This window comes from Phytohabitans maris (genome assembly GCF_031085175.1).
GTDB lineage: Bacteria > Actinomycetota > Actinomycetes > Mycobacteriales > Micromonosporaceae > Phytohabitans > Phytohabitans maris.
Map to the genome: position 1 here is coordinate 61,621 of NZ_JAVHUY010000012.1, position 24,150 is coordinate 85,770.

Consider the following 24,150-nt stretch of genomic DNA (forward strand, 5'->3'; position numbering starts at 1 on the left):
CATGTCGACGGCGAGCCCGTCCCCCGGACCCTTGTGCGGCCGCGCGCTGGACCGGACGGGTCCGATGTGGACGTCCAGGCCGAGGCGGCGCAGCGCGCCGGCGAGCAGCGGCGCGGAGGGGGAGGGCCGGACGCCGTCCTCGTCGCGCACCTCGCTCGCGACCACCAGGTCGCCGGCCGCGAGGCCGGGTGCCAGGCCGCCACCCACGCCGGCCACGACGGCGGGACCCGGGCCGACCCGCGCGGCCGCCGCCCGCGCCTTGGAAGGACCCATGCCGGTACGCACGACGCGCAGGTCCGGCGCGGCGCCGAGCAGGGCCGCCCGCTCGACCAGCAGCGGGGTGTAGACCGTGGCGCCGGTCACGGGCGCCCCGCCAGGTACCGGCCGATCGCTGAGATCGGGAAGACGAGCCGGTACAGGTGGTAGTTGATGTAGAAGTCGCCGGGAAACCCGGTGCCGGTGAACTGCGGCTCGTCCCAGGTGCCGTCCGGCCGCTGGGTGTCGACCAGGAAGCGGACCCCGCGCTCCACTGTGGACGACGACTCCTCGCCGGCGGCGAGCAGGGCCAGCAGCGCCCAGGCGGTCTGCGACGCGGTCGAGGTGCCGCGGCCGGCCAGGGCCGGGTCGTCGTACGAGCGCAGGTCCTCGCCCCAGCCGCCGTCCGGGTTCTGGTGCGCCTCCAGCCAGCGCACGGCGCGGCGGATCGGCGCGGCCCGCCGGTCGGTGCCGGCGGCCACCAGGGCCGGCACGGCGGCGCCGGTGCCGTACACGTGGTTGGCTCCCCAGCGGCCGAACCAGGACCCGTCCGGCTCCTGCGCCTTCAGCAGCCAGGCCACCCCGCTCCGGCACGCCGCGCTGCCGGCCCGCCCCTCGGCGGCGAGCATCTCCACGACGTGCGCGGTGACGTCGGCGGAGGGCGGGTCGATCACCTCGCCGAAGTCGCAGAACGGGAGCTTGTTCGCCAGCGTCCGGGTGTTGTCGGCGTCGAACGCGGCCCAGCCGCCGTCCCGCGAGCGCATGCCGGCCGTCCACGCCACGCCCCGGTCGATCGCCGCGCGGAGCCGGTCCCGGTCCGGGTACGCGGTGCGCCGCAACGCCAGCACGATCTCGGCCGTGTCGTCGGTGTCCGGGTAGCCGTCGTTGTCGAACTCGAACGCCCAGCCGCCCGGCGCCAGCCCCGGCCGGCGCACCGCCCAGTCGCCGGGTACCCGGATCTCCTCGTCCAGCAGCCAGCCGGCGGCGCGTACCAGCGCCGGGTCGTCGGCCGGCGCGCCGGCGTCGAGCAGCGCGGTCATCGCCAGCCCGGTGTCCCAGACCGGCGACTGGCACGCCTCCAGCCGGCGTACCCAGCCCTCCGGGGTCCGCTCGCGGACGGTGAAGCGGTCGAGGCCGGCCAGCCCGGCCCGCAGCGCCGGATGGTCCAGCGGGTAGCCGAGCAGGTGCAGGGCGAGCAGCGAGTACACCCACGGGGGCTGGATGCCGCCCCACGACCCGTCCGCCTCCTGGCGGGCCAGGATCCACTCCGCCGCCCGGCGCCGCGCCAGCTCGCGCAGCGGCCGGACCGGGCGCCGGCCGTACGCGTGCAGCACCCGGTCGAGGCGCTGGAACGCGCCGGCTGCGCTCCACGGCCGGTCCCGGCGCGCGTGCCTTCCGGTCCGCAGCTCGGCCACGCTGAACGGCAGCGGCCGCACCGGGCGGAGCGAGCCGACGACGGTCAGCGGCACCACCGTCTGCCGGGCCCAGCAGGCCCAGTTGTAGATGTTGAGCGGAAACCACTTCGGCAGGAAGATCATCTCGGGTGGCAGCTCGGGCAGCCGGTCCCACGACCACTCGCCGAAGAGGGCGAGCCAGATCCGGGTGAACACCCGGGTGCGCTCCAGCCCGCCGGAGGCGAGGACGAAGTCGCGGGCCGCCACCATGTGCGGCGCGTCGGCCGGGTCGCCGGCGAGCCGCAGCGCCACCCACGCCTCGACGGTGGTGGAGAGGTCGGCCGGGCCGCCGTGGAACGTCGCCCAGGTGCCGTCGTCGCGCTGCTGGGAGCGGATCCACCGGGCCGCCTCCGCGGTCTCCTGCTCGCCGCGGATGCCGAGGAACTCGCGCAGCAGCAGGTCTTCGGCGTCCATGGTGACGTTGGTCTCGAGCTCCCCCTTCCACCAGCCGCGCTCGTCCTGCAACCCGCGCAGGTGGGCCACCGCCCGGTCCAGCGCTTCGGCGGTGCGGTCGCCCGCCCGGGTGCCGGCCCGCGCCGGTCGCCGTTCCTCGTGTCGAGTCGCCGCGCTGCCCTGGGTCATCACGCCTCCCGGGTGACGAGGAAACGGCCGAGCGCGACCAGCTCGTCGCGGGGCGGGTCCGGCATGGGAACGGTGGCGAGCGCCGACTCGGCCAGCTCCATCCGCCGCCGCGCCTCCTCGGTCGCCCAGTCCCGGCCGCCGGCCGCCTCCACCATCGCCGCGACCTCGGGCAGCGCCGCCTCGTCCACCGGGTCGGTGCCCGCCAGCCAGGCGGCGAGCCGCTCGCCGGCGGCACCGGGCTGGCTGGCCGCGTACGTCATCGGCAGGGTCTTCTTGCGCGAGCGCAGGTCGGAGTAGACCGGTTTGCCGGTCACCGCCGGGTCGCCCCAGATGCCCAGCAGGTCGTCGACGACCTGGAAGGCGATGCCCACCTGGGCGCCGAACGTGGCGAGCGCGGCCGTGGTGCCCGCCGGCGCGCCGGCCAGCACCGCGCCGATCGAGGCGCTGGCCGAGAGCAGGGCACCGGTCTTGCCGGCCACCATGTCCAGGCACTCGTCCAGGGGTACGGCGGTGCGTTGCTCGAAGGCGAGGTCCTGCACCTGCCCGCGGACCAGGTCACGGGTGGCGGTGGCCAGCAGCGTGCCGGCGGCGGCCGCGTTCGGCGAGCCGGACTCCAGCAGCACCTCCTGGGCCAGCGCCAGCAGCGCGTCGCCGGTCAGGATCGCGCTGGGCACACCCCAGACCGCCCACACGGTACGGCGGTGGCGGCGCAGCGTGTCGCCGTCCATCACGTCGTCGTGCAGCAGCGAGAAGTTGTGCACCAGCTCGACCGCGACGGCGCCGGGCAGCCCCACCTCGGCGGGGGCGCCGGCGGCCCGGGCGGAGAGCAGGGCCAGCGCCGGCCGCACCGCCTTGCCACCCTCGACGGCGGCGAGCTCACCGTCCGGTGTGGTCCAGCCGAGGTGGTACCGGGCCTGGGCGCGGCTGGTCTCGTCGAGGCGGTCCAGCACGGCGCGCAGGGCCGGGGTGACGATGTCGCGGCTGCGCCGCAGCGTGGTCGGTGTCGCGGTCATGGCGTCGTGACCTTTCCTCGGCGCGAGCTGGGGGAGTGCTCGGCCAGCAGCGCGCCGGCCGCCGCGTCGCCGCTGCGCACCGCGCCCTCCATCGTGGCCGGCCAGCCGGTCGCGGTCCACGCTCCGGCGAGGAAGAGCCCGGGCACGGCGGTGGTGGCGCCGGGGCGCAGCCGCGCGCTGCCGGGTGCCGGGCGGAACGTGGCGTGCCGTTCCCGGGTGACGAAGAAGTCGGTGACGCCGGCCTCGCGTACCCGCGGCAGGAGGGCGGCCAGCGCCGGCAGCAGCCGTTCGCGGAGGACGGCGGTGGGCAGGTCGACGAGGTCGTCGGCGGCCGACAGCGAGACCGCCAGGTACTGCCCGGTGGCCAGGCCGGACTGGGCGGTACGGTCGAACACCCACTGGATCGGGGTGTCGATCCCGGCCACGAACGGCGCGGACATCACCGGCCGGTCGAAGACGGCGTGCGCGTTGACGATCGGCGTGCTGCCCAGCCCGCGCGCCCATCCGTCCGGTAACGGGACGCTGCCCGGTGGCAGCAGGCGCTCGGCGGCGTCCGGCGGGACGGCGAGCACGACCTGGTCGACCATGTGGTCCTCCTCTCGTGACCGGATGAGCCAGCCCTCGCCCTTGGGTGCGACGGCCGTCACCTTGGCGCCGGTCAGCACCCGCGCGCCGGCGGCGGCGAGCCGGGCCAGCGCCGGTTCGCCGTGCAGGCGCGACAGGGGTACCGCGGACCAGCCGATGTCGGCGGCCGCGGTGTCGGTGAGCAGTCCGATCTGGAAGACCGTGGCGGCCAGGGCGAGGGAGGCGTCGGCGGCCCGCGCGTTCAGGGTGGCCACGCCGACCAGGTCCCAGAGCGCGCTGACCGCCCGCTCGCCCTGCCCGTGCGCGGCCAGCCAGGCGCCGAAGCTCTGCTCGTCGGTCGCCGGGCTCGCCGGGTCGACCCGGCGCAGGGCCAGCGCGGCCCGGACGAACGCGAGCCGCTGCGCCGGCGACAGCGGGCTGTACCGGGCCAGCGCCCCGGACAGGTGCAGCGGCGCGGGGAGCCCCGAGCGGCGCAGCCGGGCCGGCCGGGTCGAGGTGGGGCAGTGGACGGCGATGTCGAGCCGCGGCTGGAGCGTGACCCGGTCGGCGACGCCGAGCCGGTCCAGCAGCGCCTGGTACGCGGTGCAGCAGCGGAGGAAGACGTGCTGCCCGTTGTCGACGTCCAGGTCGCCCCGGCGGAACGAGTAGGTGAGGCCGCCCAGCCGTGGGGTGGACTCGAAGAGGGTGACCTGGCGGCCGGCGTCCGCGCAGCGCAGGGCCGCGGTGATGCCGGCCAGCCCGCCCCCGACGACGCCCACGCTCGCGCTCATGCCGCTCCTCGCTCCGCGGCGGGCAGGCCTGCGGTGCGGCCGTTCACGGGGCCCGGCCCGCTCACGGGACCCGGCCCGTTCACGGGACCCGGCCCGTTCACGAGGCGTGGCCCGCTCATGAGGCGTGGCCCGTTCATGAGGCGTGGCCCGTTCATGAGGCCCGGCCCAGGAGAGCGCGGGCGGCGACGCCGGCCTTCTGCCAGCCGGAGAGGGACAGGCGCTGGTCGTAGACGGCGGCCGGCCGCTGCGCGATCTGGTCCAGCAGCCGCACGTAGATGCCGGACATCGCGGTGCAGCAGGCGGCGCTGCGCCGGTCGAGCAGGGGGACGAGGCGCAGCCCGTCCCGGTACCAGCCGCGGGCCCGGGTGGCGCTGAAGTCGATCAGCGCGGCGAGCTCGCCGTCCTTGTCGACCAACGCGCCTCGCTCGTCCAGGGTGAGGTCCACGCCGAACCGGTCGAGGTCCCGCTGCGGCAGGTACACCCGGCCGTTGCCGAGGTCTTCGCGGATGTCGCGCAGGATGTTCGTCTGCTGGAGGGCGATGCCGAGCGCGTCGGCGTACCCGGAGGCCTCCGGGTCGGGCCGGCTGCCGAACACGCCGAGACAGAGCCGCCCGACCGAGCCGGCCACGCAGCGGCAGTACTCCACGAGGTCTTCGAAGGTGTCGTAGCTGCGGCCGGTGACGTCCATCTCCACGCCGTCGACGAGCTCCTCGAACGCGCCGAGCGGGATCGGGTACCGCCGGGCCGCGTCGGCGACCGCGAGCAGGACCGGGTCGGTGCTGGCGTCGATGTCGCGCAGCGCCGCCCGCAGCGCGGCGAGCCCGGAGGCCTTGTCCACCGGGCGCAGGTCGCCGTCGCCGATGTCGTCGATCCGCCGGGCCAGCGCGTACACCGCGCAGAGCGCCGCCCGCTTGGGCCCGGGCAGCAGCCTGATCCCGTAGTAGAAGTTGCGCGCCCGCTGCCGGGTGATGGACGCGCAGTGCGCGTAGGCCTCGTCGAGAGTGCCCGTCATGGCACCACCCTTCTCACTAGCCCCCTGGAAAGGTGTCGAAGTACAGCTAACCGTGATGTGCCCGGGCTTCCAGACATAATCGCCCAATTGGTCTTACGGAGCCCGTCGATCGCGGCCCGCCCGCCGGCCACGTATCCGGTCACCGCCAGCCGGGCCCAGCCGCGCAGCAGCCCCAGCAGCGGGGTGCCGGAGTCCAGGAGCGCCTCCGCGCGGTCGGTCTCGTACGCCATCAGGCGGCGCAGCCGGGGTGAGGTCTGCGGCAGGTCCAGGTCGGACTCCGGCACCCCGAACGCGGCCAGGTCCTCCTGCGGCAGGTAGACCCGCCCGGCCCGGCGGTCCTCGGCGACGTCCTGCCAGTGCTCGACGAGCTGCAGCGCCGTGCAGACCCGGTCGGAGAGCTCGACCGCCCGCGGCGTGCCGGCGCCGAAGACGGCCAGCACGATCCGGCCGACCGGGTCGGCGGAGAGCGTGCAGTACGCCCGCAGGTCGGCGTAGGTGGCGTAGCGGTCGACCCGCTGGTCCTGCAGGTTGGCCCGGACCAGGTCGTCGAACGGCTCCTGGGGCAGGTCGCATGCCCTTACCGTCGGCACGAGCCGGCGCAGCACGTCCGCCCGCGGGGTGCCACCGCGCCACACGGTCGCCAGGTCGGCCCGGAAGGCGAGCAGGGCCGCGGTGCGGTCACCGTCGCCCCGGTCGCCGAGGTCGTCGATCACCCGGGCCACGTCGTAGACGGCCCGCAGGTGGGTACGCGGCTCCCGGGGCAGCACCCGCAGCGCGACCGGGAAGTTTTCGGACTGCTCCCGGTGACGCAGATAGCCGTCCCCGGGCGTACTCCGCGCGGCCCCCGCTCGCGACGCCCCTGCCGATCCGGAACCCGGATGCGCCATGATTTCGATGCTGGCACTTCGAGCCGCGATAAGTCTGCGACAAAACGAGTAACTCGGTACATGCTGAGTTGTCACGCGCGTACAAAAGCGCCGCAAGCATGTACCCCCGACACAAAGATGAGGTAAACCGGAAACGATGCGATCACGCGATCGGGCAGGGGATGCCTCGCTGGAGGCGCTCGTTCCCGCACTGATCGGGCGGTTGCCACACCTGCTCGACGAGGTCCGCCGGCTGCTCACCGCCGACTGGCCGGACTACGCCCAGTTCCTCGCCGAGGAGCAGACCGAGGTCGAGGCCGCGGCGGAGGGCTTCATCCGGTGGCTGGTGGAGTTCGCCGAGCAGTACCTGTCCGAGCCGCCCGGTGACCTGATACCCACGCCGAGCACGCCGGTGGCGCTGTTCGAGGAGATCGGCCGCGTGCAGTGGCGGGAGGGGCGGGACCTCTCCGCGCTCCTGTCCGCGTACCAGCTCGGTGCCCGGGTGGCCTGGCACGAGGTCTCCAGCACCGCCCTACAGACCGGCGTCGCCCCCACCGCGCTCGCGGCGCTGGCCGAGGCGGTCTTCGCCTACGTCGACCGGCTCTCGTCGGCCTCCGCCCGGGGGTACGTCGCCGAGCAGTCGGAGGCCGCCGCCGACCGCGAGCGGCTCCGCGACGACCTGGTCGAGCTGCTGCTGTCGGACCGCTCGGACAGCGCCGCGGTGCGCGCCGCCGCCACCCGGGCCGGCTGGCCGCTGCCGCGCGAGGTCGCCGTCGTGCTGGTCGACCCGGACAACCCCGTCGGGCAGGCGATGCTGGCCCGGCTGGACGCCTCCTGCCTGCTCATCCGGCGCCGGCAGCTGACCGGCGCGGTGATACCGGACCCGGTCCGTCCCGGCCGCCGCCAGCGGCTGGCCGCGAAGCTGAGCGGCGCCGGCGCGGTCGTCGGGCATCCGGTACGCCCGGAGCAGCTCCCGGCCAGCGTGGAGATCGCCGAGATCGCGCTGCGGCTCTCCCGCGCGGGCACGCTGACCGACGACCCGGTGTTCGTGGCCGAGCACCTCGACGCGATCATCGTGCACCGGGACGCCCGGCTGCTCCAGGCCCTGCGCCGCCAGTGCCTGGCCCCGCTCGCCGGCCTGACCCCGGCCGTACGGCAGCGGCTGACCGAGACGCTCGCGGCCTGGCTGCGCCACCTCGGCGACCGCCAAGCCGTCGCCGCCGAGCTGCGGATCCACCCGCAGACCGTCCGGTACCGGATGGCCCGGCTGCACGACCTGCTCGGCGCCACGCTGGACGACCCGGCCGGCCGGGCCAGCCTGACCCTCGCCCTGGCCTGGGGCGTCGACGGCGTCGAGGAGGCCGACGAGGCCGCCGGCGGCGGGTCAGCGGCCGGCGGCGCCGCTCCGGTCCGCGGCCGGGTCACCTGCCGGGGTGACTGAGTCGGCCGCCGGGGCGACCGGCGTGGGCGCCACCGGGCCGCGAAGCTCCTCGATCACCGCCCCGACCGAGGCGGCCAGCCGCTCGGCGTCGTCGACCAGCGCCGGGTCGGCGCTCACCCCGATGCAGAGGGAGCCGTGCCAGCCCAGCGCGCCGACGGCCAGCGGCGCGCCGGGGGCCAGCGGCAGGATCGGGTACGCCGCCACGACCGGCGCGCCGGCCAGGCTGAGCTGGATCGGCGGACCCGGCATGTTGGAGACGATCGCCTGGAAGAACCGCGCGCCGTAGACGGTCCGCGCGAACCAGGCGTGCGCCGGCGTGGGGAGCAGACCGGCCAGCCGTCCCATCACGAACCGGGAGGCCAGCGCCCGGGTGCCGGTGCGCAGCCGGCGGCTGCCCGCCGCGACCCCGGCCAGCCGCTCGGCCTCCGGCAGCGGCCCGAGCGGCAGGTCCATCATCACCGCCGCGGTGGTGTTCCCCTCCGCGGCGGTGCCCGGCTCGCGCACCGTCAGCGGCACGGCGACCCGCAGCCGCGTTCCGGCGTGGTCGGGGTCGGGCAGCACCCGCCGCAGCCCGCCGGCGACCGCGGCGAGCAGCACGTCGGAGACCCGGGCGCCGTGCCGGGCGGCGGCCGAGCGGACCGCGTCGAGCGGAAGCTCCACGGTGCCGAAGCGCCGCCGCGCGGTGTCGCTGGTCGGGTAGCGGCTCGCCGGCCGGCCGTCGGTCGCGAGCTGGGCCAGGCCGGCGGCGGTACCGAAGGCGGTGCGCACCCGGCCGGGGCTCCGCCCGCCGCCCGCTGCCGGGCCGACCGCCCGCGGCGGGAGCACCGGCTCGAGCAGGTTGAGCGCCTGCGCGACGGTGCCGATGCCGTCGGCCACCACGTGGTGCACCACCAGGATCGCCGCGGCCCGCCCGCCGGCCAGCCCGGAGACGACGAAGAACCGCCACATCGGGCGGTCGCGGGGCAGCGGGGTCTGCGCGATCTCGGCGACCAGCGCGTCCAGCGCCGCGTCGCCCTCCGCCCCGTCGAGCCGGCGCTCCGGCACGTGCCAGGCCCAGTCCAGGTCGGGGTGGTCCACCCAGCGCGGGCGGCGCCAGCGCGAGGGCGCCGACAGCCGCTGCCGGAACCGGGGCAGCTCGTGCAGGTGCGCCCGCACCACGGCCTCGACGGCGTCGCGCAGGTCGGTCCGGTCACCGCCGTCCAGCACCGCCAGCCCGCCGACGTGCTGGGGCGCGGCGGCCGACTCGACGTGCAGGAAGAAGGCGTCGGGCGCGGCGACGCGCTCGCCCCGCCGGGGTGGGGTCCGGGGTCTCGTCACCGTCACGCACAGCACGACCACGAGTGTGCCGGCAACGGCGTCGAGGAGATAGTGGTTGGCCGTCGCCATGATCACCAGCGCGGTCACCGCCACGTGCACCGCGCTGACCCCCTGGACCAGGCGGCCGCCGGCGTACGCGGCGAGCATCGCGCTGACCCACACCGCCCAGGCGAAGTGCAGCGACGGCATGGCGGCCAGCTCGTTGGCGTGGGCGACCATCGGCGAGCCCCACGAGCCCCAGGTGTGCCCGAGGCGTACCGTGTCGACGAAGCCGAGGTCGCCGACCAGCCGCGGCGGCGCCACCGGATACACCGCGAAGCAGGCGATGCTGAGCAGGTTGACCAGGATGAACGAGTTCCGGGCCCAGCGGTAGACCGCCGGCCGGCGCAGGTAGAGCCAGAAGAGCAGGGCGAACGCGCTGATCACGTACGTGGTGGCGTACTCGTAGTTGGCGATCACGCGCAGCGTGTCGTGCGGCACCAGCCAGCGGTTCAGGGCCGGCTCGACGTCGATGTGCAGGGCGCGTTCCAGGTCGAAGATCCGCCGGCTGTGCGCCATGGCCGTGGCCCGCCGGCCCGGCCAGTCGAGGCCGGCCGCGATCGCGTAGACGGCGAAGACCGCCAGCCCGATCGCGATTTCCCGGACCCACGGCGGGCGCTCCGGCTTGCCCCCGATGGTCACCTTCAGACTTCTAGCACGTTTTGCGGCACACGCCCGGCGGTATCGGGCGTGACGCCGCCGTCAGGCGGCCGGTACGGGCGCGCGGAGGTGGACCGAGATGCCCGGCAGCCGGCGCAGGCACCGCCAGCCCCACCCGGTGCAGGCGAGGATGGTCAGGACGGTCAGCAGGCCGCTGAACACGCCGCGGGACAGCAGGCCGGCGTCCAGCCCGAAGCGGAGCAGGGTCAGGGTCAGCGCCGCGTCCAGCAGCCGGGAGCCGCCCCAGAGGAGCGCCACCTGGGTGAACATCCGGCGCACGCCGGGGCGGTGGAACAGGTGCGCGGGGAGCGTGACGAAGTCCCGGGCCAGCCGCATCGTGATCGGGCGGCCCACGGCGGCGCTGCCCAGGAAGAGCAGGGCCATGAAGATCGAGCCGACCACCGGCTGCAGCACGTACACCAAGGCGCTGGAGAGGACCAGCGCCACGCAGGCCCGGCCGCAGAGCATGCCGACGCAGAGCAGCAGTGTGCCGGGCAGGTGCCGGCCGAGGACCCAGCGGACCGTGACCGTCAGCGCGCACCAGCCGAGCACCGCGCCCAGCCCCGCCGCGAGCCCGGCGGTGTGCAGCAGCACGTACAGCAGGGCGGTCGGGACGAGCACCGTCTCGAGGAACAGCCGGGCGGCCCGGCCGAGCGCGGGGCGCAGCTCGCCGATCTCGATAACCACGTGCGGGTGGGTCTGCGTCATCATCCGTCCTGGGTGATCCGGTCCGGCTCCCGTGCGGCCATGGCCGGCGTCCGCTCCCGGGCCGGTCGCACGATCGAGGAGTGCGACAGCCCGAACACGCCGGCGCTGATCAGTGCTCCGGCGCCGGCGACCGCGGCCAGCGCGCCGGGGCTCGTCGGCGGCGCGACGTGGAACGCTAACACCCCGACCAGGTAGCTGGCTATGGGGTTGGTGATGGTCATCGCGGCGACCGCGGCGGCCAGCGAGCCGGTCGCGAACGCCCACTGCCCGAGCAGCAGGCCGGCCAGTGTCGAGCCGGCCAGGGCGTACCCGACCCAGTCCCGGGCCGTCGCGCCGACCCCGCGCTCGATCAGGTCCGCCGCGGTCAACTTCATCAGGACCGCGCTCATCGCGAAGCAGAGCCCGGCCGCGACCGCCAGCAACGTCGCCTGTACCAGCGCCCGCCGGCCGGCCGAGGCCAGCACCAGCCCGGCGACGGCCACGACCGTGGCGAGCCCCGACAAGATGATGTGTTCCCGGTTCGGGTCCCCCTCAACCGGCGCGGCGCCGCGTACCGCCAGGAAGAGCGCGACGCCGCCGGTGATCGCCGCCGCGGAGGACCAGGCGAGCCGGCTGGGCATCCGCCGGCTCCACGCGGTCGCCAGCGGCAGCGCGAACAGCAGTTGGGTCACCAGCAGCGGCTGGACCAGCGCCACCGAACCGAAGTGCAGGGCCGCCGCCTGGGTCAGGAAGCCCACCAGGTTGACCACCCAGCCGGCCAGCCAGACCCGGCTGCGGACCAGGCGGCGCGCCAGGGCGGGCAGGGGCGCCAGCGTCGCGCGGACCCGGCCGCGGGTGCGCGGCGGCTCGAGTGAGTTGTTGGCCGCCTGGGCGCCGTGTTGCTGCAGGGACGCGGCGGCGGCGAAGAGGAAGGCCGCCACCAGGCTCAGGCTGACGGCGAGCGGCACGGCGGTCCCCAGAGGCTAGGCGACGGGTACGGTCCTGATCCTTCCACGACCCGGCCCCGCGATCCGGGCGTCAGCTCCCGCCGAACCTGCCGGCGAGCCGCCGGTAGAGGCCGGGCGCCGTGGCCCGGACCGCGACCGGCAGGCGCAGCCACCCCGGCACGTACCGGTCGTCCCGCTCCGCCGCGATCGACCGGACCAGGACGTCCGCGACCCGTTCCGCCGGGATGGGGCGGGGGCGGCCGCGCCCGTACGGCTGCCCGCGGCGCTCGAAGAAGCGGGTCTCCACCACGCCCGGCGCGAGCGCTCCCACGCCGACGCCGGTGCCGCGCAGCTCCAGCCGCAGGCTCTCGGCGAAGGCGTCGAGGCCGCCCTTGGTCGCCGCGTACACCGCCTCGCCGGCCACGCCCAGGCGGCCGGCGATCGAGGTGACGAACATCAGGTATCCGCTGCCCCGGGCCCGCATCCCCGGCAGGAGCGCCCGGGTCAGCCCGATCGGCGCGGCGAGGTTGACGGCGACCAGGCGGCCGATCTCCGGTGCCGGCATCCGGTCGAAGGGGCCGGCCCAGCCGCCGCCCGCGCTGTGCACCACGACGTCGACCCGCCCGGCGACCTCCAGTGCCGCCGCGGCGAGCCGCTCGACCTGGTCCGGATCGGCCAGCTCGCCGGCGAGCGGCACGCCACCGACGGCGTCCGCGAGCGCGGCGAGCCGCTCCCGGTCGCGCCCGTGCACGACCACCCGCGCCCCGGCCCCGGCGAGCCGGACCGCGGTCGCCCACCCGATGCCGGACGAGGCGCCGGTGACCAGCGCGACACTGTCCCGGATCCGCATCGGTGCCCCCTGCCTGCCGAACCCCGCCAGGACGAGCGTACGTAACCCCGCCGCCAGCGGTGGCGACGCAACGCTGGTCAGCCCGCGCCGATCGTGGTAATCCAGTGCCCCTCCGAGGGCACCTCGGTACCACGATCTCAACGGCCGCCGCCCGGATCAGTCCGCGGCGGGGGCGGGGCCGGTCGACTGCCGGGGGTGGAGGCGGGGGGCGTCGGGGATGACCAGGTCGCGCGGGGGTTCGCCGTCGAGCTGGGCGACGAGCTCGTCCACGGCGGCGGCGCCGAGCTCCAGCAGGGGCAGGGCGATCGTGGTGATGCTCGGGACCGTGAAGCCGGCCGAGGGGAAGTCGCCGTACGCGATGACCGAGATCTCCTCCGGCACCCGGACGCCGGCGTCGCTGAGGTGGCGGATCACGCCGATGGCCTGGCCGGGCGAGCTGGTGAAGACGGCGGTCGGCCGGGCGGCGAGCAGCGCGGGGGCGCAGGCGAAGCCGGTCGCCTCGGTGAAGTCGCCGAAGAGCGGGGGGATCACCGGCAGGCCGCGGTCGCGGATGGCGCGGTCCAGGGCGGCGAGGCGGTCCGAGCTCTGCTCCACCTCGGCCGGGCCGGCCAGGTGCGCGATCCGCCGGTGGCCGAGGCCGGTGAGGTGCTCCACCGCGAGCTCGCCGGCCCGGCCCACGTTCATGGTGATGTTGCGGTTGGAGCCGGGGACCGCGCGGTTGACGAAGACGTGCGGGAACGACGTCCTGTCCAGGTGCGCCACGAGCGGGTGGCCGGGCACGGCCGAACCCATGAGCAGCCCGTCGACCCGGCCGCCGTCGACGAGCGATCGGCCGGCCGGCTGTTCCTCGAAGTCCTCGGCGAGCAGCGCGAGGTACCCGTGCTCGCCGGCCCGGCGGTAGGCGCCACGGGCGATCGTGATGTACGGCGGGTTGTCGGTGGAGGGGGCGATGAGGGCCAGCGCCATCGTGCGCGAGTTGGCCAGCGCCCGGGCACCGGCGTGCGGCTGGTAGCCGAGGTCGCGGGCGACCTGGAGGATCCGCCGGCGGGTCTCCGGGCGTACCGCCACGGTCGGGTCGCCGTTGAGCACCCGCGAGGCGATGCTCTTGGTGACCTCGGCGGCGGCGGCGACGTCGATGAGGCGCACCCGGTCAGGCGCGGAGCGTTTCACCTGCCCTCCCTCCCAGACAACCCAGCGGCGCACACGTGAGCGTAGTCAGCCGAAGTCGGGCGGGACCTGAAGGGCGTTCATGCCGCCGTCGATGACGATCCGGGCACCGGTGAGCGTCGGCGTCTCCCCGCCGGCCAGGAACGCCACGAGGTGCGCGATCTCCTCCTGGGCGGTCGGCTCGCCGGCCGGGATGCGGTGCCGGCGGGCGCTCGCCTCGCCGTCGCTGATCCCGTTCCAGCGGATGCTCCAGACGAAGCCGGGGGCGATCGCGTTGACCCGGATGCCGCGCGGCGCCAGGTCGACCGCGAGGCTGCGGGTGAGCCCGTCGACGGCGGCCTTGCTCGCGTTGTACGCGGTCCGCCCGGGGATGGCCCGCTCGCCGGCGAGCGAGGAGATGTTGACGATGACGCCCCCGCCGGCCGCCGCCATGTGCCGGGCGGCGAGCATCGAGCAGAGGTGGACGGCGAAGAGGTTGACCTCGAAGACGTCCCGGAAGAAGCGCGCCGTCTCGTCCAGCACGTCGTCCGGGCCGAGGCCGAGGTGGGCGGCGTTGTTGACCAGGACCGTCGGGGCCAGGCCGCGCTCGGCGAGGGTGGCGAAGCCGGCCTCGATCGCCCCGGGATCGGCCAGGTCGAAGCCGATCGAGTGGACGCTGGCGCCGGGGATCTGGGCGCAGAGGATGGCGGCGGCCGCCGCCGCGGCCGCCTCGTCCGGGCCGTGTACGACCACCCGGTTGCCGTCCGCCGCGAGCTGCCGGGCGATCGCGAACCCGAGGTTGTGGCTCGCGCCGGTGACGAGGGCGGTGCGGGGGCGGCTCATCCGTTGTCCTTCGTGTGCAGCGCCACCTCGTGCGGCGGCCGGATCTCGGTCAGGGCGCCGGTGTAGTGGCGCAGGTCGTGGCGGACGTAGGGGTACCGGCGCAGCGCCTCCGGGTCGATCTGGACGCCGAGCCCCGGCTGGTCCGGGACGCGCGCGACGCCGTTCACGACGCTCCAGCCCTCGGTGGCGATCTCGGCGCGCCACGGCACGTCGGTCGCCATGGTCTCCAGGTAGGTGAAGTTGGGGGTGCAGGCGGCCAGCTGCAGGGTCGCCGCGTTCGCCACCGGGCCGGAGGGGTTGTGCGGGGCGACGGAGACCTGCCACAGCTCGGCGAGCGAGGCGATGGTCCGGGTCTCCCAGATGCCGCCGGCGTGCGAGACGTCCGGCTGTACGACGTCGGCGCAGCCGCGGCTGAAGACCTCCCGGAAGTCCCACCGGGTGTAGAGGCGTTCGCCGAGCGAGATCGGGGTGGAGGTGCTCTCCCGCAGGGTGGCGTAGTTGGCCAGGTTGCCGGGGATGAGCGGCTCCTCCAGCCAGAGCACGCCGTACGGTTCGAGGGCCTTGGCGACCTGCCGCGCGGCGGGCAGCTCGAAGCGGCCGTGCGCCTCCACGATCACCTCGGCCCGGCCGTCGACCGCCTCCGCCACGGCCTCAACGGCGGCGAGCGCGTCCCGCAGCGCCGCCCGGGGCAGGGTGCGGAACGCCGAGCCGAACGGGTCCCACTTCAGCGCGCGGTACCCCCACTCGACCGCCTCGCGGGCCTTGTCGGCAAACTCGCGCGGGTGCTTGGCGCCGGCGAACCAGCCGTTGGCGTAGCACTCGACCGAGTCGCGGACCCGGCCGCCGAGCAGCTCGTACACCGGTACGCCGAGCGCCTTGCCCTTGATGTCCCAGAGCGCCATCTCGACCGCGGACAGGGCGCTGGTCAGCACCGGGCCGCCGCGCCAGTACGCGTCCCGGTAGGCGTCCTGCCACCAGCCCTGGATGTCGCGCGGGTCCCGGCCGGCGAGCCCGTGCTCCAGCGCCCGGACGGCGGCCTCGACGGTGTGCTCCCGGTACTCCAGGGTGGCCTCGCCCCAGCCGTCGATCCCCTCGTCCGTCTCCAGCCGCACGAGCACCCAGTTGGTGCGGTACGCGTCGGCGACGTACGTGGTGAGCGCGCGCAGCCTCACGGCTCCCGCCGTTCGAACCCGAGCCCGGCCACGACCGCGGCGTCGGTGAGCACCAGCGGGTAGTCGGTGAGCGGCAGCCGGTACCGCAGGCCGCGGGTGCGCCAGTCGGTGTGGGTGAGCTCGGGCGGCCGCTCGACCGCGTACACCTCGCCGGTGAGCAGGTCGAGCAGCACCGGCTCGGGCATGGCGAGCCGGTCGTCCCACCACAGCTCGGCGTCGATCGTGGCGTGGCCGGCCCGCTGCTGCGGGTCCTCGGCGAGCCAGTACGCGAACAGCGGCGCCCCGTCCCGCTCGAACGTGGCCACGTGCGGCGCGGCCATCAGCGTGGCCCGCTGCGGGGCGGCCGGGTCGCGCTCGGTGAACAGGCACATCAGCTCGGTGCGCCGGGTCCGCTCGTCGAAGAGGTGGCAGACCCGGCGGGCCACCTCGAACGAGACCTTCGGGGTGTAGCTGCCGCCGTGGATGAGCCCCATCATCACCGGCGCGTTGACCTTGTCGCCGGCCTGCCGGTACGGGCGTTCCATCAGGTCGACGGCGTGGAAGTAGAAGATCTTGTCGAAGCCGAGCTCCAGGTCGGCCAGGAACCGGCGGGCGATCCACTTGGCCTGCACGACCTGGTCCATCGTGTACATGCCGAGCCAGTCGTCGTGGTGCCCGGAGAGCTGGGAGGGGCAGCCGTTCTCGCCCTGGTAGAGCGCGATGCGCCGGTCGGGGGAGTGCTCGTCGAGGAGGCGGCGCAGCAGGTCGCGCATGTTGCGCAGGTTGTGCTCCGGCACCATCTGGTACGGGTGGAACGAGAACGCGTCGATCGACCCGGCGAGCCCGGCGCGGAGCGCGCCCACGAGGAAGGCCGGGTCGACGAGGGAGGTCGCGCCGCCGATGACGGTGGCGTCCGGGATCTCCGCCCGGACCGCCTCGGCGGTGACCCGGACCAGCTCGGCGTAGTCGGCGCCGCTGACCGGGCGGGGCTGCCAGAACTGGGGGATGTTCGGCTCGTTCCACACCTCCCAGTGGGTGACCCGGCCGCGGTACCGGGCGGCGAGCGCGCGCACGTACGCGGTCCAGGCCGGCAGCGCGCGCTCGTAGTAGGTCGGCACGTACCCGACGGCGGACTCGTGCGGCGCGTCCGGCATGTAGAGCTTGTTGCCGAAGGTGACGCTGAACATCGTCCGCACCCCGGCGCCGGCCAGACTGTCCACGATGGAGTCGAGCCACTCGAAGTCGTACCGGCCCTCGGCGGTCTCGCAGCGGCTCCAGCCGGTCTGCACCCGCGCCCAGGTGGCGCCCAGCCGGGCCAGGTGCGGGTAGACCGGCTCGGGGGTGAACATCCACCGGTCGAGGGTCTCGAAGCCGATGCCCAGTCGCGAGGAGGCGATCTCCGCCGTCGGCCGGGTGATCGCGACCCGGCCCATCGGGCTCACGCCCGCCAGCGGTGGGAGTTGGTCACGGACGAGCGCGTCGACGTCCTGTGGTGTGGTCATTGGTTCTGAGGTTCCTTCATACGTGGGCCGCTACTTGCCGATTCCGGCGGTGAGCCCCTGGATGATCTGGCGGGTGGCGAAGACGAACAGCACGAGCAGCGGCACGGTGGCGATGACGAGCCCGGCGAAGAGCGAGGCCCAGTCGTTCTGGTACTCGCCGAAGAACGTCGTCAGGCCGACGCCGAGCGTGTAGTTCTCCCGGTTGCGGAGCATCACCAGCGGCATCAGGAAGTCGTTCCAGATCGGCACGAAGCGGAAGACCACCACGGTCGCGATCGCGGGCCGCACCAGCGGCATCATGACCCGCAGGAACACCGTGAAATGGCCGCCGCCGTCCAGGAACGCGGCCTCCTCCAGCTCCGCGGGGAGCTGCCGGAAGAACGAGACGAGCACGAAGATGGTGAACGGGACCCCGTTCGCCGAGTAGATCAGGATCAGGCTCAGCGGGGAGTCGATCAGCCGCAACGCGTCCATCAGGTAGAACATCGGCAGGATGGCGAGCATGAACGGGATCAGCAGCCCGGACATGAACAGCCCTTCCAGCGCGCCGCGGCCGGGGAAGCGCCACCGGGCGATCGCGTACGCGGCGGGCAGCGAGACCGCCGTCGAGATGGCCACCGAGCCGACCGTGATCAGGATCGAGTTGAGCGCGTACCGGCCGAAGGATGCCTCGGTCCAGGCGCTCACGTAGTTCTCCACCGTCGGATCGGTGGGGAACGGCCACGGGTCGCTGGCGATCTGCAGGTGCGTGCGGAACGAGTTGAGCACCATCGTGATCAGCGGCGCGACGCAGATCGCGGCGTACAGCCACAGCACGGTCATCACGACGACCTTCTCCGCGCTCCAGCGCCGGCGCCGGCGGCGGGGCGGGGTGGCGCCACCGGTCGCGGGCGTGGCGGGTGCGGAGGCGAGTGCGGTGCTGGTCACGAGAGCCTCTCCTCCTGTGCGCGCAGCAGGCGCCGGCCGAGCAGCGCGCCGCCGAGGATGAACAGGAACAGCAGCGTGGCGAGGGCCGACGAGACGCCGAGCGCGTTGCTCGCCCCGGACTGGAAGGAGACCCGGAAGAACAGCAGGCTCAGTACGTCGGTCGCGCCGGCCGGCGAGCCGGTGGCGCCGCCGAAGGCGTACGGGAGGGTGAACGTCTCCATCGCGCCGATGAAGGTCAGGATCGACACCGTGCCGATGACCGGGGTGAGCAGCGGCAGCGTGATCCGGCGGAAGCGGCTCCACCCGGTGGCCCCGTCGACGCTGGCCGCGTCGTCGAGCTCCGGCGGGATGCCGCCCAGCGCCGCGCCGTACAGCAGGACCGGGAACCCGATCCACTGCCAGACGCTGACCAGGATGAGCACGGGCAGGGCGGTCGTCGGGTCGCCGAGCCAGGACAGGGCCAGCGAGTCGAGGCCGGCGGCCTGGAGGCCGGCGTTGACCGGGCCGAACGTGGGGGAGAGCAGCAGCGTCCACAGGTAGCCGACGACGAGCGGGCTGACCAGGTACGGCGTGGTGTAGAGGACCTGGAACACCCGCCGCATCCGCCCCAGCCGGTGCAGCTGTACCGCCAGGAACAGGCCGATCGAGTTCTGCAGCACGAGCGTGCCGGCGAAGATCGCCAGGTTGTGCAGGAAGGCGCGGGGCATCTGCTCGACGAACGGCTGCTCGGTGAAGAGGACCACGAAGTTGTCGAACCAGTTGAAACCGGCGAGGTTCGTGCCGCCGCGCCACTCGAACAGCGAGTAGCCCAGCGCGCTCACCATCGGGTAGAGCAGGACGACCGCGAACAACGCGAAGGCCGGGAGGATGAACAGCAGGACGGCCGTCGCGGGCGCGCGCTGCACGCTGGACGCCTTCCTCGCGGTACGTGCCATGGGTGGTGGGCTCCTGGGTCGGGTGCGTGCGGGGCCTCCCACCGGAAGGCGGGAGGCCCGCACGTCGCTACTCGTGCGCGAAGTCGGCCGGCTTGAACCACGCGTCGATGCCGGTCTGGACACTCTTCGCGGCGTCGGCGGGCGTGGTCTCGCCGAGCCAGATCTTCTGGACCTGCTCGCCGAGCAGATCGGTGCCGGACGGCGAGCCGTACCGCAGGTACGCGGCGCCCAGGTACGCCGAGGGCGTGGCCTGGTACCGCTGGTACATCTCGGCCAGCAGCGGGTTTTCCAGCGTGACCCCGTCGCGCGCCGGGATCGTGCCCATCGCGTTGGCGTACAGGTTGCCGAACTCGGTGCCGGCGAGCCAGTTGAGCAGCGTCGCCGCCTCGTCCGGGTGCTGGCTGCGCTTGGCCAGCGCCCACCCGCCGTCGGCGTAGCTGACCGTCACGGCCTTGGACGGCCAGTCCGGGTTGGCCGGCACGTCGAACGTCCCGTAGTCGATCTTCGCGCCGAGGTTCTTGAACGTCGTCACCTGCCACGTCCCGGACGGGAACATGGCGGCCCGGCCGGTCGCGAAGAGGGTGACCGCCTCGTCGAGGCTGACCGAGGTGACGTTGTCGACCAGGAACGGCTTGACCTGCTCGGTCAGGCCGATCGCGGCGACGCTGTCCGGGTCGGTGAGGTTCTTCTGGCCGGCGAGGAACGCCTGCTGGAAGTCGCCGGCGCCGCGCCGCGCGTTGCCCAGGATCTCGGACGCGAGGGAGATCTGCGCGGCGACCGCCCCGGGGACCACGATCGGTGCGGTGCCCGAGTCCTTGATCTTCTGCGCGGCCGCGAGGAACTCGTCCCACGTCGCCGGCACGCCCAGCCCGAGGTCGGCGAAGACCTTCTTGTTGTAGTACACCTGTGCCGTCTGGATGCCCTGCGGCACGGCGTAGAGCTTGCCGTCCGACTTGCGCTTCGCGCCGGCCAGGGCCGGCTTGCTGAAGCCGCTCCAGTCCTTGACGACGTCGTCGAGCGGCACGATGTTGCCGCTGTCGGCGAAGCTGGACAGCACACCGTAGGAGCGCAACGCGACGACGTCAGGGCTCTGCGACCCGGCGAGCCCGGTGGTCAGCAGCGTCTCGTAGTTCTTGTCGAGCTGGGCGACCACCTCGACCTCGATATCCGGGTGAGCCTTCTCGAACGCATCCGCGATGCGGTCCTTGAAGGCGGTTGCGGCCTCGTTGCTCCACGTCCACACCGTGAGGCGTACCGCGTCGCTCGACCCGCTGTCCCCGCCACCGCAGGCGGTGGCGAGCACGGCCGTGCTGACGAAAAGCGCAAGGCTCGCGATGACTCCCCTGCGCCCGAAAAGGCGCGGGGATCGCCGTGCCGTCATCGTTGACTCCTTCGTGGGATGGTGACCTCCGTCGTTCCCTTTAGAAAATCGGTTTTCTAAGGTCGTGCACACGCTAGCGCGCGGCTACGGGACGGTCAACCCCCGGTTACAAGCAGGGTCCGCCGGTGATCGAAGCTCCCCCCAAGTCGTTCTAGCGACGTGAGGGGAGCTTCGATCACACGCAGGCGGCGAGCGGGTCGCGCGGCCCGATCCCGGGGTGGGCCGCGCGACCCTCATCCGGGCAGCGAGAAGCCCGGATGACCGGCGTCACGAGGAGGGATTCGTGGCGCCGGCCGTCTGGTAGATGCTCACGCCACCGGCGCGGTAGAACAGCGTCCAGCCCGGTGCGGTGGCGAGTGTGCGGTCCAGCGCGTCGAGCGACCCGTCCGGCAGGTGGCCGAAGTACTCCGCGTACCGGCGCATGCCGTCGCTGACCACCAGGTACGACGTGCCGTCGCCGCCGAACGACCGGACGAACTCGTCGATCTTCGGCAGGTACGCGTCGTTGAGCCAGACGTGCTTGAGCCCCGCGCCCTGGACCAGGTCCGGCTCGCCGACCGGCACGCTCCGGTTGAACTCGCGGTACTCCGCGGTGAGCCGGCTCGGGAAGTTCGGCGCGGCGAGCGCGATCACCGAGCCCGGCTCGGCGTGCGCGTACAGGTACTCCGCGGCGGCGACCTCGGCCGGGTCCTGCCGGTTGACCATGAACTGCCCCTGGCGCCCCTGCAGCGTGGCGAGCGCCAGCATGGCCAGCACCACCCCGCCGACCAGCACCGGCACCGCCCGGCGGCGCGGCGGGACGTGCCGGTCCAGCCGGTGCCGGCCGCCCGCCCAGCGGGCCCCCAGCCGCACCGCCGCGCCGGCGATCAGCAGCGCGCACCACGGGGCGGAGAACAGGTACACCCGGTAGATCGCCTCACCGCCGTAGCTCTGCGCGAACAGCAGCACGAACGGCGCCGCGGCCAGGACCGTGGTGATCAGCACCGCACCGGCCCGACCGCGCCGGGCGGCCCGGTAGACCACGACGGCGGCCGCCGCCCACACGCCGAGCGCCAGCAGGCGTACGACGATCGCGGAGAACGCCTGGCCGGTGGTGCCCCACCCGTCGGCGTTGCCGCTGGCGTTGCCGAAGACGTCCAGGCTCTCGAAGATGTCGAACGAGCCGGAGACCAGCCCGTACCGGGGCACCAGGAAGAGCACCGGGACGGCGACCACGACCAGCGCCGTCCACCGTGGACGGACCAGGCCGAGCAGGACCAGCGGCACCACCTGGGCGGCGACCAGGTACGGCGAGAGCTGGTGGGTGGCGGTCAGCGCGAAGTCCAGCAGCACCAGCGCGCCCAGCGCGGCGGCCGTCCCGGCGGTGGAGACCGCTGCCGGAGCGCCGGGCTCACCGGCCCGCAACCAGGAAAGCAACCGGTTGGTTGGCGCGGGCTTCCCCGGCGAGCGCAGCCAGCGCAGGGCGACCAGGATGACGCCGAGGGCGAGCACGTGCGCCAGGGCCTGCGGCGACAGGTAGTCCTCCTCGATCCAGTTCGCGCAGACGAAGAGGAAGACGGTCAGCGCCGCCACCCGGCGGTCGGTGGTGAGCGTGCGCGCGATGGCCAGCAGCACCACGACGTCGAGCAGGTTGAACAGCACCGGCGCGAACCGGGCCAGCGAGAGCGCCGAGACGCCGGAGAGCTCCGAGATCTGCGCGGTGGCCGCGAAGACGCCCGGCCAGCGCTGGTACAGGTCGCCGGAGTCGAGCACCCGCCCGTACTGCTGGAAGAGGTCGATCACGCCGACGTGCTTGAACGTCCACGCGTACTCCGGCTCCGGCAGCAGCAGCGGCGCGGTGGCGTGCAGGAGCAGGATCAGCACCACCGTGTACCCGGCCAGCGCGCCGATCCGCCGGGCCCCGCGCACGATCTCGGCGACGAAGCCGGCGCAGCACAGCAGCAGCGCGGCGAAGAACGCGGGGTGGATCCCGGCGAGCAGGCCGAACTGCCCGACCCCGGCGGCGTCGGTGTGCGCCACCGCGTACCCCCACAGGGCCAGCGCCCCGCCGAGCACGCCGGCGTCGGCGAGGGTGAGCCGCCACCGCACCGGGCGGCGCGCGGCCGGGGCCGCCTCCGGCGCCGGGACGGCCCGGGCCCGGACCAGCGCGGCCGCGCAGGAGAGCGCGGCCACCGCGGCGGTGCCGAGCGCCACCGGTACCGGGTGCCAGGCGTGCAGCCAGATCGCGCCGCACGCGACGGCGACCGTGGTGGCGAGGCTGAGCAGGACGGCCATCGCCCAGCGCAGCGCCGGTTCGGCGATCCGGGCGTGTCCGACCAGCGCGGCGCCCGGCGCGAGGCAGGCGAAGGCGAGCACCAGCGGCAGGCGCAGCGCGGTCGGGGCCGGTACCGCCACCGCGGCCGCGAAGGCGACCGAGAGCATCAGCCCGGCGTACGGCAGGCGGGTGTCCAGCGGGACCCGGCGGTCCCGGACGTCGTGCGGCGCGGGGCGCGCCGAGCGGACCATGGTGATCGATCGGTTCATGGCGTCCCTCCAGCCACTACCGGTACGGGCGTCACGGCGGTCGCCGCCGTCGCGGCGCGGTGGTGCCGGACCACCGCGGGGAGTACGAGCAGGGCCGCGCCGGCCTGCGCGACCAGGTAGGCCAGGGCCGGCCCGGTGGTGCCGAGCGGGCCCACGCCGAGCGCCGCGCCGGCCAGGAACACGGTCGCGGCGGTGAGCTGCACGGCGGCCAGCGGCCACATCCGCTTGGCCATCGTCGCGAACGCGGCGTAGAGCAGCACGACCGCGGTGCACGGCAGCGCCAGCCCGATCAGCCGCAGGGCGGTGGCGCCCTCGGCCGCGTACTCCGGTCCGAAGATCCGCAGCAGCGGGCCGGGCGCCAGGGTCAGCACCAGCGCGCTCGGTACCACCACGAGCAGCCCGAGCCGGACCAGCCGGTCGAGGTGCGCGCGGGGGTTGTGGGCGCCGGAGGCGGCTTTCGAGCCGGACGCGGTGACCACATAGGACGTGACCAGGTTCCAGAGCAGCGTGGTGACCGAGACACCCATGATCCACGGCAGGTAGAAGTGGGCGCTGGCGACGTCGCCGAGCGCGGTCGCGACGAGCACCGGGGGCACGAAGGAGACCGCGTTGGAGATCAGCCCGTTGACGTACTCGGCGCTGACGAAGCTGGCGATCCCGCCGCCGGCCGGGCCGGCCGGGGTCCGCCCGTGCGCCGGCACCAGCCGGAACACCACCCAGTACACGACCACCAGCGCGACCGCGATGGCCGGGGCGGCCCAGGCGACGAAGATCCGGCCGGCCGTCGCGCCGCTGGCGAGCGCCACCAGCAGGGTGAGCCGGAGCCCGGCGAGGAGCGCGTTCTTGACCGGTACCCAGACCGCCTTGCCGAGCGCGGCCAGCACCCCGTCCTGGATGAACAGCTGCGCGCCGGCGACGACGGCGAGGACGAAGAGCGGCACCGACGTGCCGGCCGTCCCGGTGCCCAGGCCGAAGCCGAGGTATCCGGCGGCCATCAGCAGCGCCATCCCGGCCGAGGCGGCGTACCCGCCGAACACGATCCACCGGGTGCGGTGCCCCGCCGTGGGCAGGAAGCGGGCGAAGAGGCTGACCAGGTTGAGCTGCGCCAGGGCGGCCAGCAGGGTCATCGCGGAGATGAGCGCGGAGGCCCGGCCGACCGTGGCGGCGGGGAAGAACCGGGCCGCGACGACCCAGAACAGGAACCCCGCCGCGGCGGTGGCCACTGTGGACGCCATGAGTGCGGACGCGTTGCGCACCATCCGGC

General features: G+C 74.4%; 19 protein-coding genes and 1 pseudogene. 1 reads left to right on the top strand and 19 read right to left on the bottom strand.

Annotated elements, in window-relative coordinates; translation table 11 throughout:
• Positions 1–132: 132 nt before the first annotated feature.
• The 6 genes and pseudogenes from RB614_RS44295 to hpnC all read right to left on the bottom strand — a co-directional run.
• A pseudogene (locus RB614_RS44295) lies at positions 133–363 on the bottom strand (phosphorylase family protein); the annotation flags it as partial.
• Positions 360–2,291, bottom strand: a complete 1,932-nt coding sequence (gene shc / locus RB614_RS14685; protein ID WP_308713036.1) for a squalene--hopene cyclase — start codon at positions 2,289–2,291, stop codon at positions 360–362. The pseudogene RB614_RS44295 and the gene shc, both read right to left, overlap by 4 nt.
• Positions 2,291–3,304, bottom strand: a complete 1,014-nt coding sequence (locus RB614_RS14690; RefSeq protein ID WP_308713037.1) for a polyprenyl synthetase family protein — start codon at positions 3,302–3,304, stop codon at positions 2,291–2,293. Before RB614_RS14690 ends, shc begins: the two co-directional genes overlap by 1 nt.
• On the bottom strand, positions 3,301–4,659 hold the full coding sequence (gene hpnE, locus RB614_RS14695; protein WP_308713038.1) for a hydroxysqualene dehydroxylase HpnE: 1,359 nt from the start codon (positions 4,657–4,659) through the stop codon (positions 3,301–3,303). Before hpnE ends, RB614_RS14690 begins: the two co-directional genes overlap by 4 nt.
• A gap of 151 nt (positions 4,660–4,810) precedes the next feature.
• Positions 4,811–5,671, bottom strand: coding sequence for a presqualene diphosphate synthase HpnD (gene hpnD / locus RB614_RS14700; protein WP_308713039.1), 861 nt, complete (start codon positions 5,669–5,671; stop codon positions 4,811–4,813).
• Positions 5,668–6,558, bottom strand: a complete 891-nt coding sequence (hpnC, locus tag RB614_RS14705; protein ID WP_308713040.1) for a squalene synthase HpnC — start codon at positions 6,556–6,558, stop codon at positions 5,668–5,670. Before hpnC ends, hpnD begins: the two co-directional genes overlap by 4 nt.
• Before the next feature lie 136 nt (positions 6,559–6,694).
• Here hpnC and RB614_RS14710 point away from each other — a divergent pair, with 136 nt between their 5' ends.
• Positions 6,695–7,978: a PucR family transcriptional regulator gene (locus tag RB614_RS14710; protein ID WP_308713041.1), complete on the top strand. Its 1,284-nt coding sequence runs from the start codon at positions 6,695–6,697 to the stop codon at positions 7,976–7,978.
• Here the strand turns inward: RB614_RS14710 and RB614_RS14715 are convergent.
• The 13 genes from RB614_RS14715 to RB614_RS14775 form a co-directional block, all read right to left on the bottom strand.
• Entirely contained in the window at positions 7,922–9,976 is a 2,055-nt protein-coding gene (locus RB614_RS14715; protein ID WP_308713042.1) for a bifunctional phosphatase PAP2/O-acyltransferase family protein, read from the bottom strand. The two genes, RB614_RS14710 and RB614_RS14715, sit on opposite strands and share 57 nt — an antisense overlap.
• Positions 9,977–10,036: 60 nt before the next feature.
• Positions 10,037–10,702, bottom strand: a complete 666-nt coding sequence (locus tag RB614_RS14720) for a DUF3159 domain-containing protein (protein WP_308713043.1) — start codon at positions 10,700–10,702, stop codon at positions 10,037–10,039.
• Positions 10,702–11,649: a DMT family transporter gene (locus RB614_RS14725; protein ID WP_308713044.1), complete on the bottom strand. Its 948-nt coding sequence runs from the start codon at positions 11,647–11,649 to the stop codon at positions 10,702–10,704. The genes RB614_RS14720 and RB614_RS14725 overlap by 1 nt, the downstream gene beginning before the upstream one ends.
• 70 nt (positions 11,650–11,719) lie before the next feature.
• Positions 11,720–12,478 (bottom strand): SDR family NAD(P)-dependent oxidoreductase, encoded by a 759-nt coding sequence (locus RB614_RS14730; protein WP_308713045.1) that lies wholly within the window; start codon positions 12,476–12,478, stop codon positions 11,720–11,722.
• 156 nt (positions 12,479–12,634) lie between these two features.
• Positions 12,635–13,648 carry a LacI family DNA-binding transcriptional regulator gene (locus RB614_RS14735; protein ID WP_308713046.1) on the bottom strand — a complete coding sequence of 338 codons (1,014 nt, stop codon included), beginning with the start codon at positions 13,646–13,648 and terminating at the stop codon, positions 12,635–12,637.
• A gap of 45 nt (positions 13,649–13,693) precedes the next feature.
• Positions 13,694–14,467 (bottom strand): SDR family NAD(P)-dependent oxidoreductase, encoded by a 774-nt coding sequence (locus tag RB614_RS14740; RefSeq protein WP_308713047.1) that lies wholly within the window; start codon positions 14,465–14,467, stop codon positions 13,694–13,696.
• On the bottom strand, positions 14,464–15,639 hold the full coding sequence (dgoD, locus tag RB614_RS14745) for a galactonate dehydratase (protein ID WP_308713048.1): 1,176 nt from the start codon (positions 15,637–15,639) through the stop codon (positions 14,464–14,466). Before dgoD ends, RB614_RS14740 begins: the two co-directional genes overlap by 4 nt.
• Complete coding sequence (locus tag RB614_RS14750) at positions 15,636–17,120, bottom strand: GH39 family glycosyl hydrolase (RefSeq protein ID WP_308713049.1); 1,485 nt, start codon at positions 17,118–17,120, stop codon at positions 15,636–15,638. Before RB614_RS14750 ends, dgoD begins: the two co-directional genes overlap by 4 nt.
• Before the next feature lie 30 nt (positions 17,121–17,150).
• Complete coding sequence (locus tag RB614_RS14755) at positions 17,151–18,047, bottom strand: carbohydrate ABC transporter permease (protein WP_308713050.1); 897 nt, start codon at positions 18,045–18,047, stop codon at positions 17,151–17,153.
• Positions 18,044–18,982, bottom strand: coding sequence for a carbohydrate ABC transporter permease (locus tag RB614_RS14760; RefSeq protein ID WP_308713051.1), 939 nt, complete (start codon positions 18,980–18,982; stop codon positions 18,044–18,046). Before RB614_RS14760 ends, RB614_RS14755 begins: the two co-directional genes overlap by 4 nt.
• 67 nt (positions 18,983–19,049) lie before the next feature.
• Entirely contained in the window at positions 19,050–20,363 is a 1,314-nt protein-coding gene (locus tag RB614_RS14765) for an ABC transporter substrate-binding protein (protein WP_308713052.1), read from the bottom strand.
• 267 nt (positions 20,364–20,630) lie between these two features.
• Positions 20,631–22,886, bottom strand: coding sequence for a hypothetical protein (locus tag RB614_RS14770; RefSeq protein ID WP_308713053.1), 2,256 nt, complete (start codon positions 22,884–22,886; stop codon positions 20,631–20,633).
• Entirely contained in the window at positions 22,883–24,145 is a 1,263-nt protein-coding gene (locus tag RB614_RS14775) for a lipopolysaccharide biosynthesis protein (protein WP_308713054.1), read from the bottom strand. Before RB614_RS14775 ends, RB614_RS14770 begins: the two co-directional genes overlap by 4 nt.
• Positions 24,146–24,150: the final 5 nt, after the last annotated feature.

Bases quoted from the DNA above. Each gene is read 5' to 3' on its own strand.
- shc (WP_308713036.1), bottom strand. From the start codon at position 2,291: ATGACCCAGGGCAGCGCGGCGACTCGACACGAGGAACGGCGACCGGCG.
- RB614_RS14750 (WP_308713049.1), bottom strand. From the start codon at position 17,120: ATGACCACACCACAGGACGTCGACGCGCTCGTCCGTGACCAACTCCCA.
- RB614_RS14775 (WP_308713054.1), bottom strand. From the start codon at position 24,145: ATGGTGCGCAACGCGTCCGCACTCATGGCGTCCACAGTGGCCACCGCC.
- RB614_RS14770 (WP_308713053.1), bottom strand. From the start codon at position 22,886: ATGAACCGATCGATCACCATGGTCCGCTCGGCGCGCCCCGCGCCGCAC.
- RB614_RS14690 (WP_308713037.1), bottom strand. From the start codon at position 3,304: ATGACCGCGACACCGACCACGCTGCGGCGCAGCCGCGACATCGTCACC.
- RB614_RS14720 (WP_308713043.1), bottom strand. From the start codon at position 10,702: ATGACGCAGACCCACCCGCACGTGGTTATCGAGATCGGCGAGCTGCGC.
- RB614_RS14760 (WP_308713051.1), bottom strand. From the start codon at position 18,982: ATGGCACGTACCGCGAGGAAGGCGTCCAGCGTGCAGCGCGCGCCCGCG.
- hpnE (WP_308713038.1), bottom strand. From the start codon at position 4,659: ATGAGCGCGAGCGTGGGCGTCGTCGGGGGCGGGCTGGCCGGCATCACC.
- RB614_RS14730 (WP_308713045.1), bottom strand. From the start codon at position 12,478: ATGCGGATCCGGGACAGTGTCGCGCTGGTCACCGGCGCCTCGTCCGGC.
- hpnD (WP_308713039.1), bottom strand. From the start codon at position 5,671: ATGACGGGCACTCTCGACGAGGCCTACGCGCACTGCGCGTCCATCACC.
- RB614_RS14740 (WP_308713047.1), bottom strand. From the start codon at position 14,467: ATGAGCCGCCCCCGCACCGCCCTCGTCACCGGCGCGAGCCACAACCTC.
- RB614_RS14765 (WP_308713052.1), bottom strand. From the start codon at position 20,363: ATGACGGCACGGCGATCCCCGCGCCTTTTCGGGCGCAGGGGAGTCATC.
- hpnC (WP_308713040.1), bottom strand. From the start codon at position 6,558: ATGGCGCATCCGGGTTCCGGATCGGCAGGGGCGTCGCGAGCGGGGGCC.
- RB614_RS14710 (WP_308713041.1), top strand. From the start codon at position 6,695: ATGCGATCACGCGATCGGGCAGGGGATGCCTCGCTGGAGGCGCTCGTT.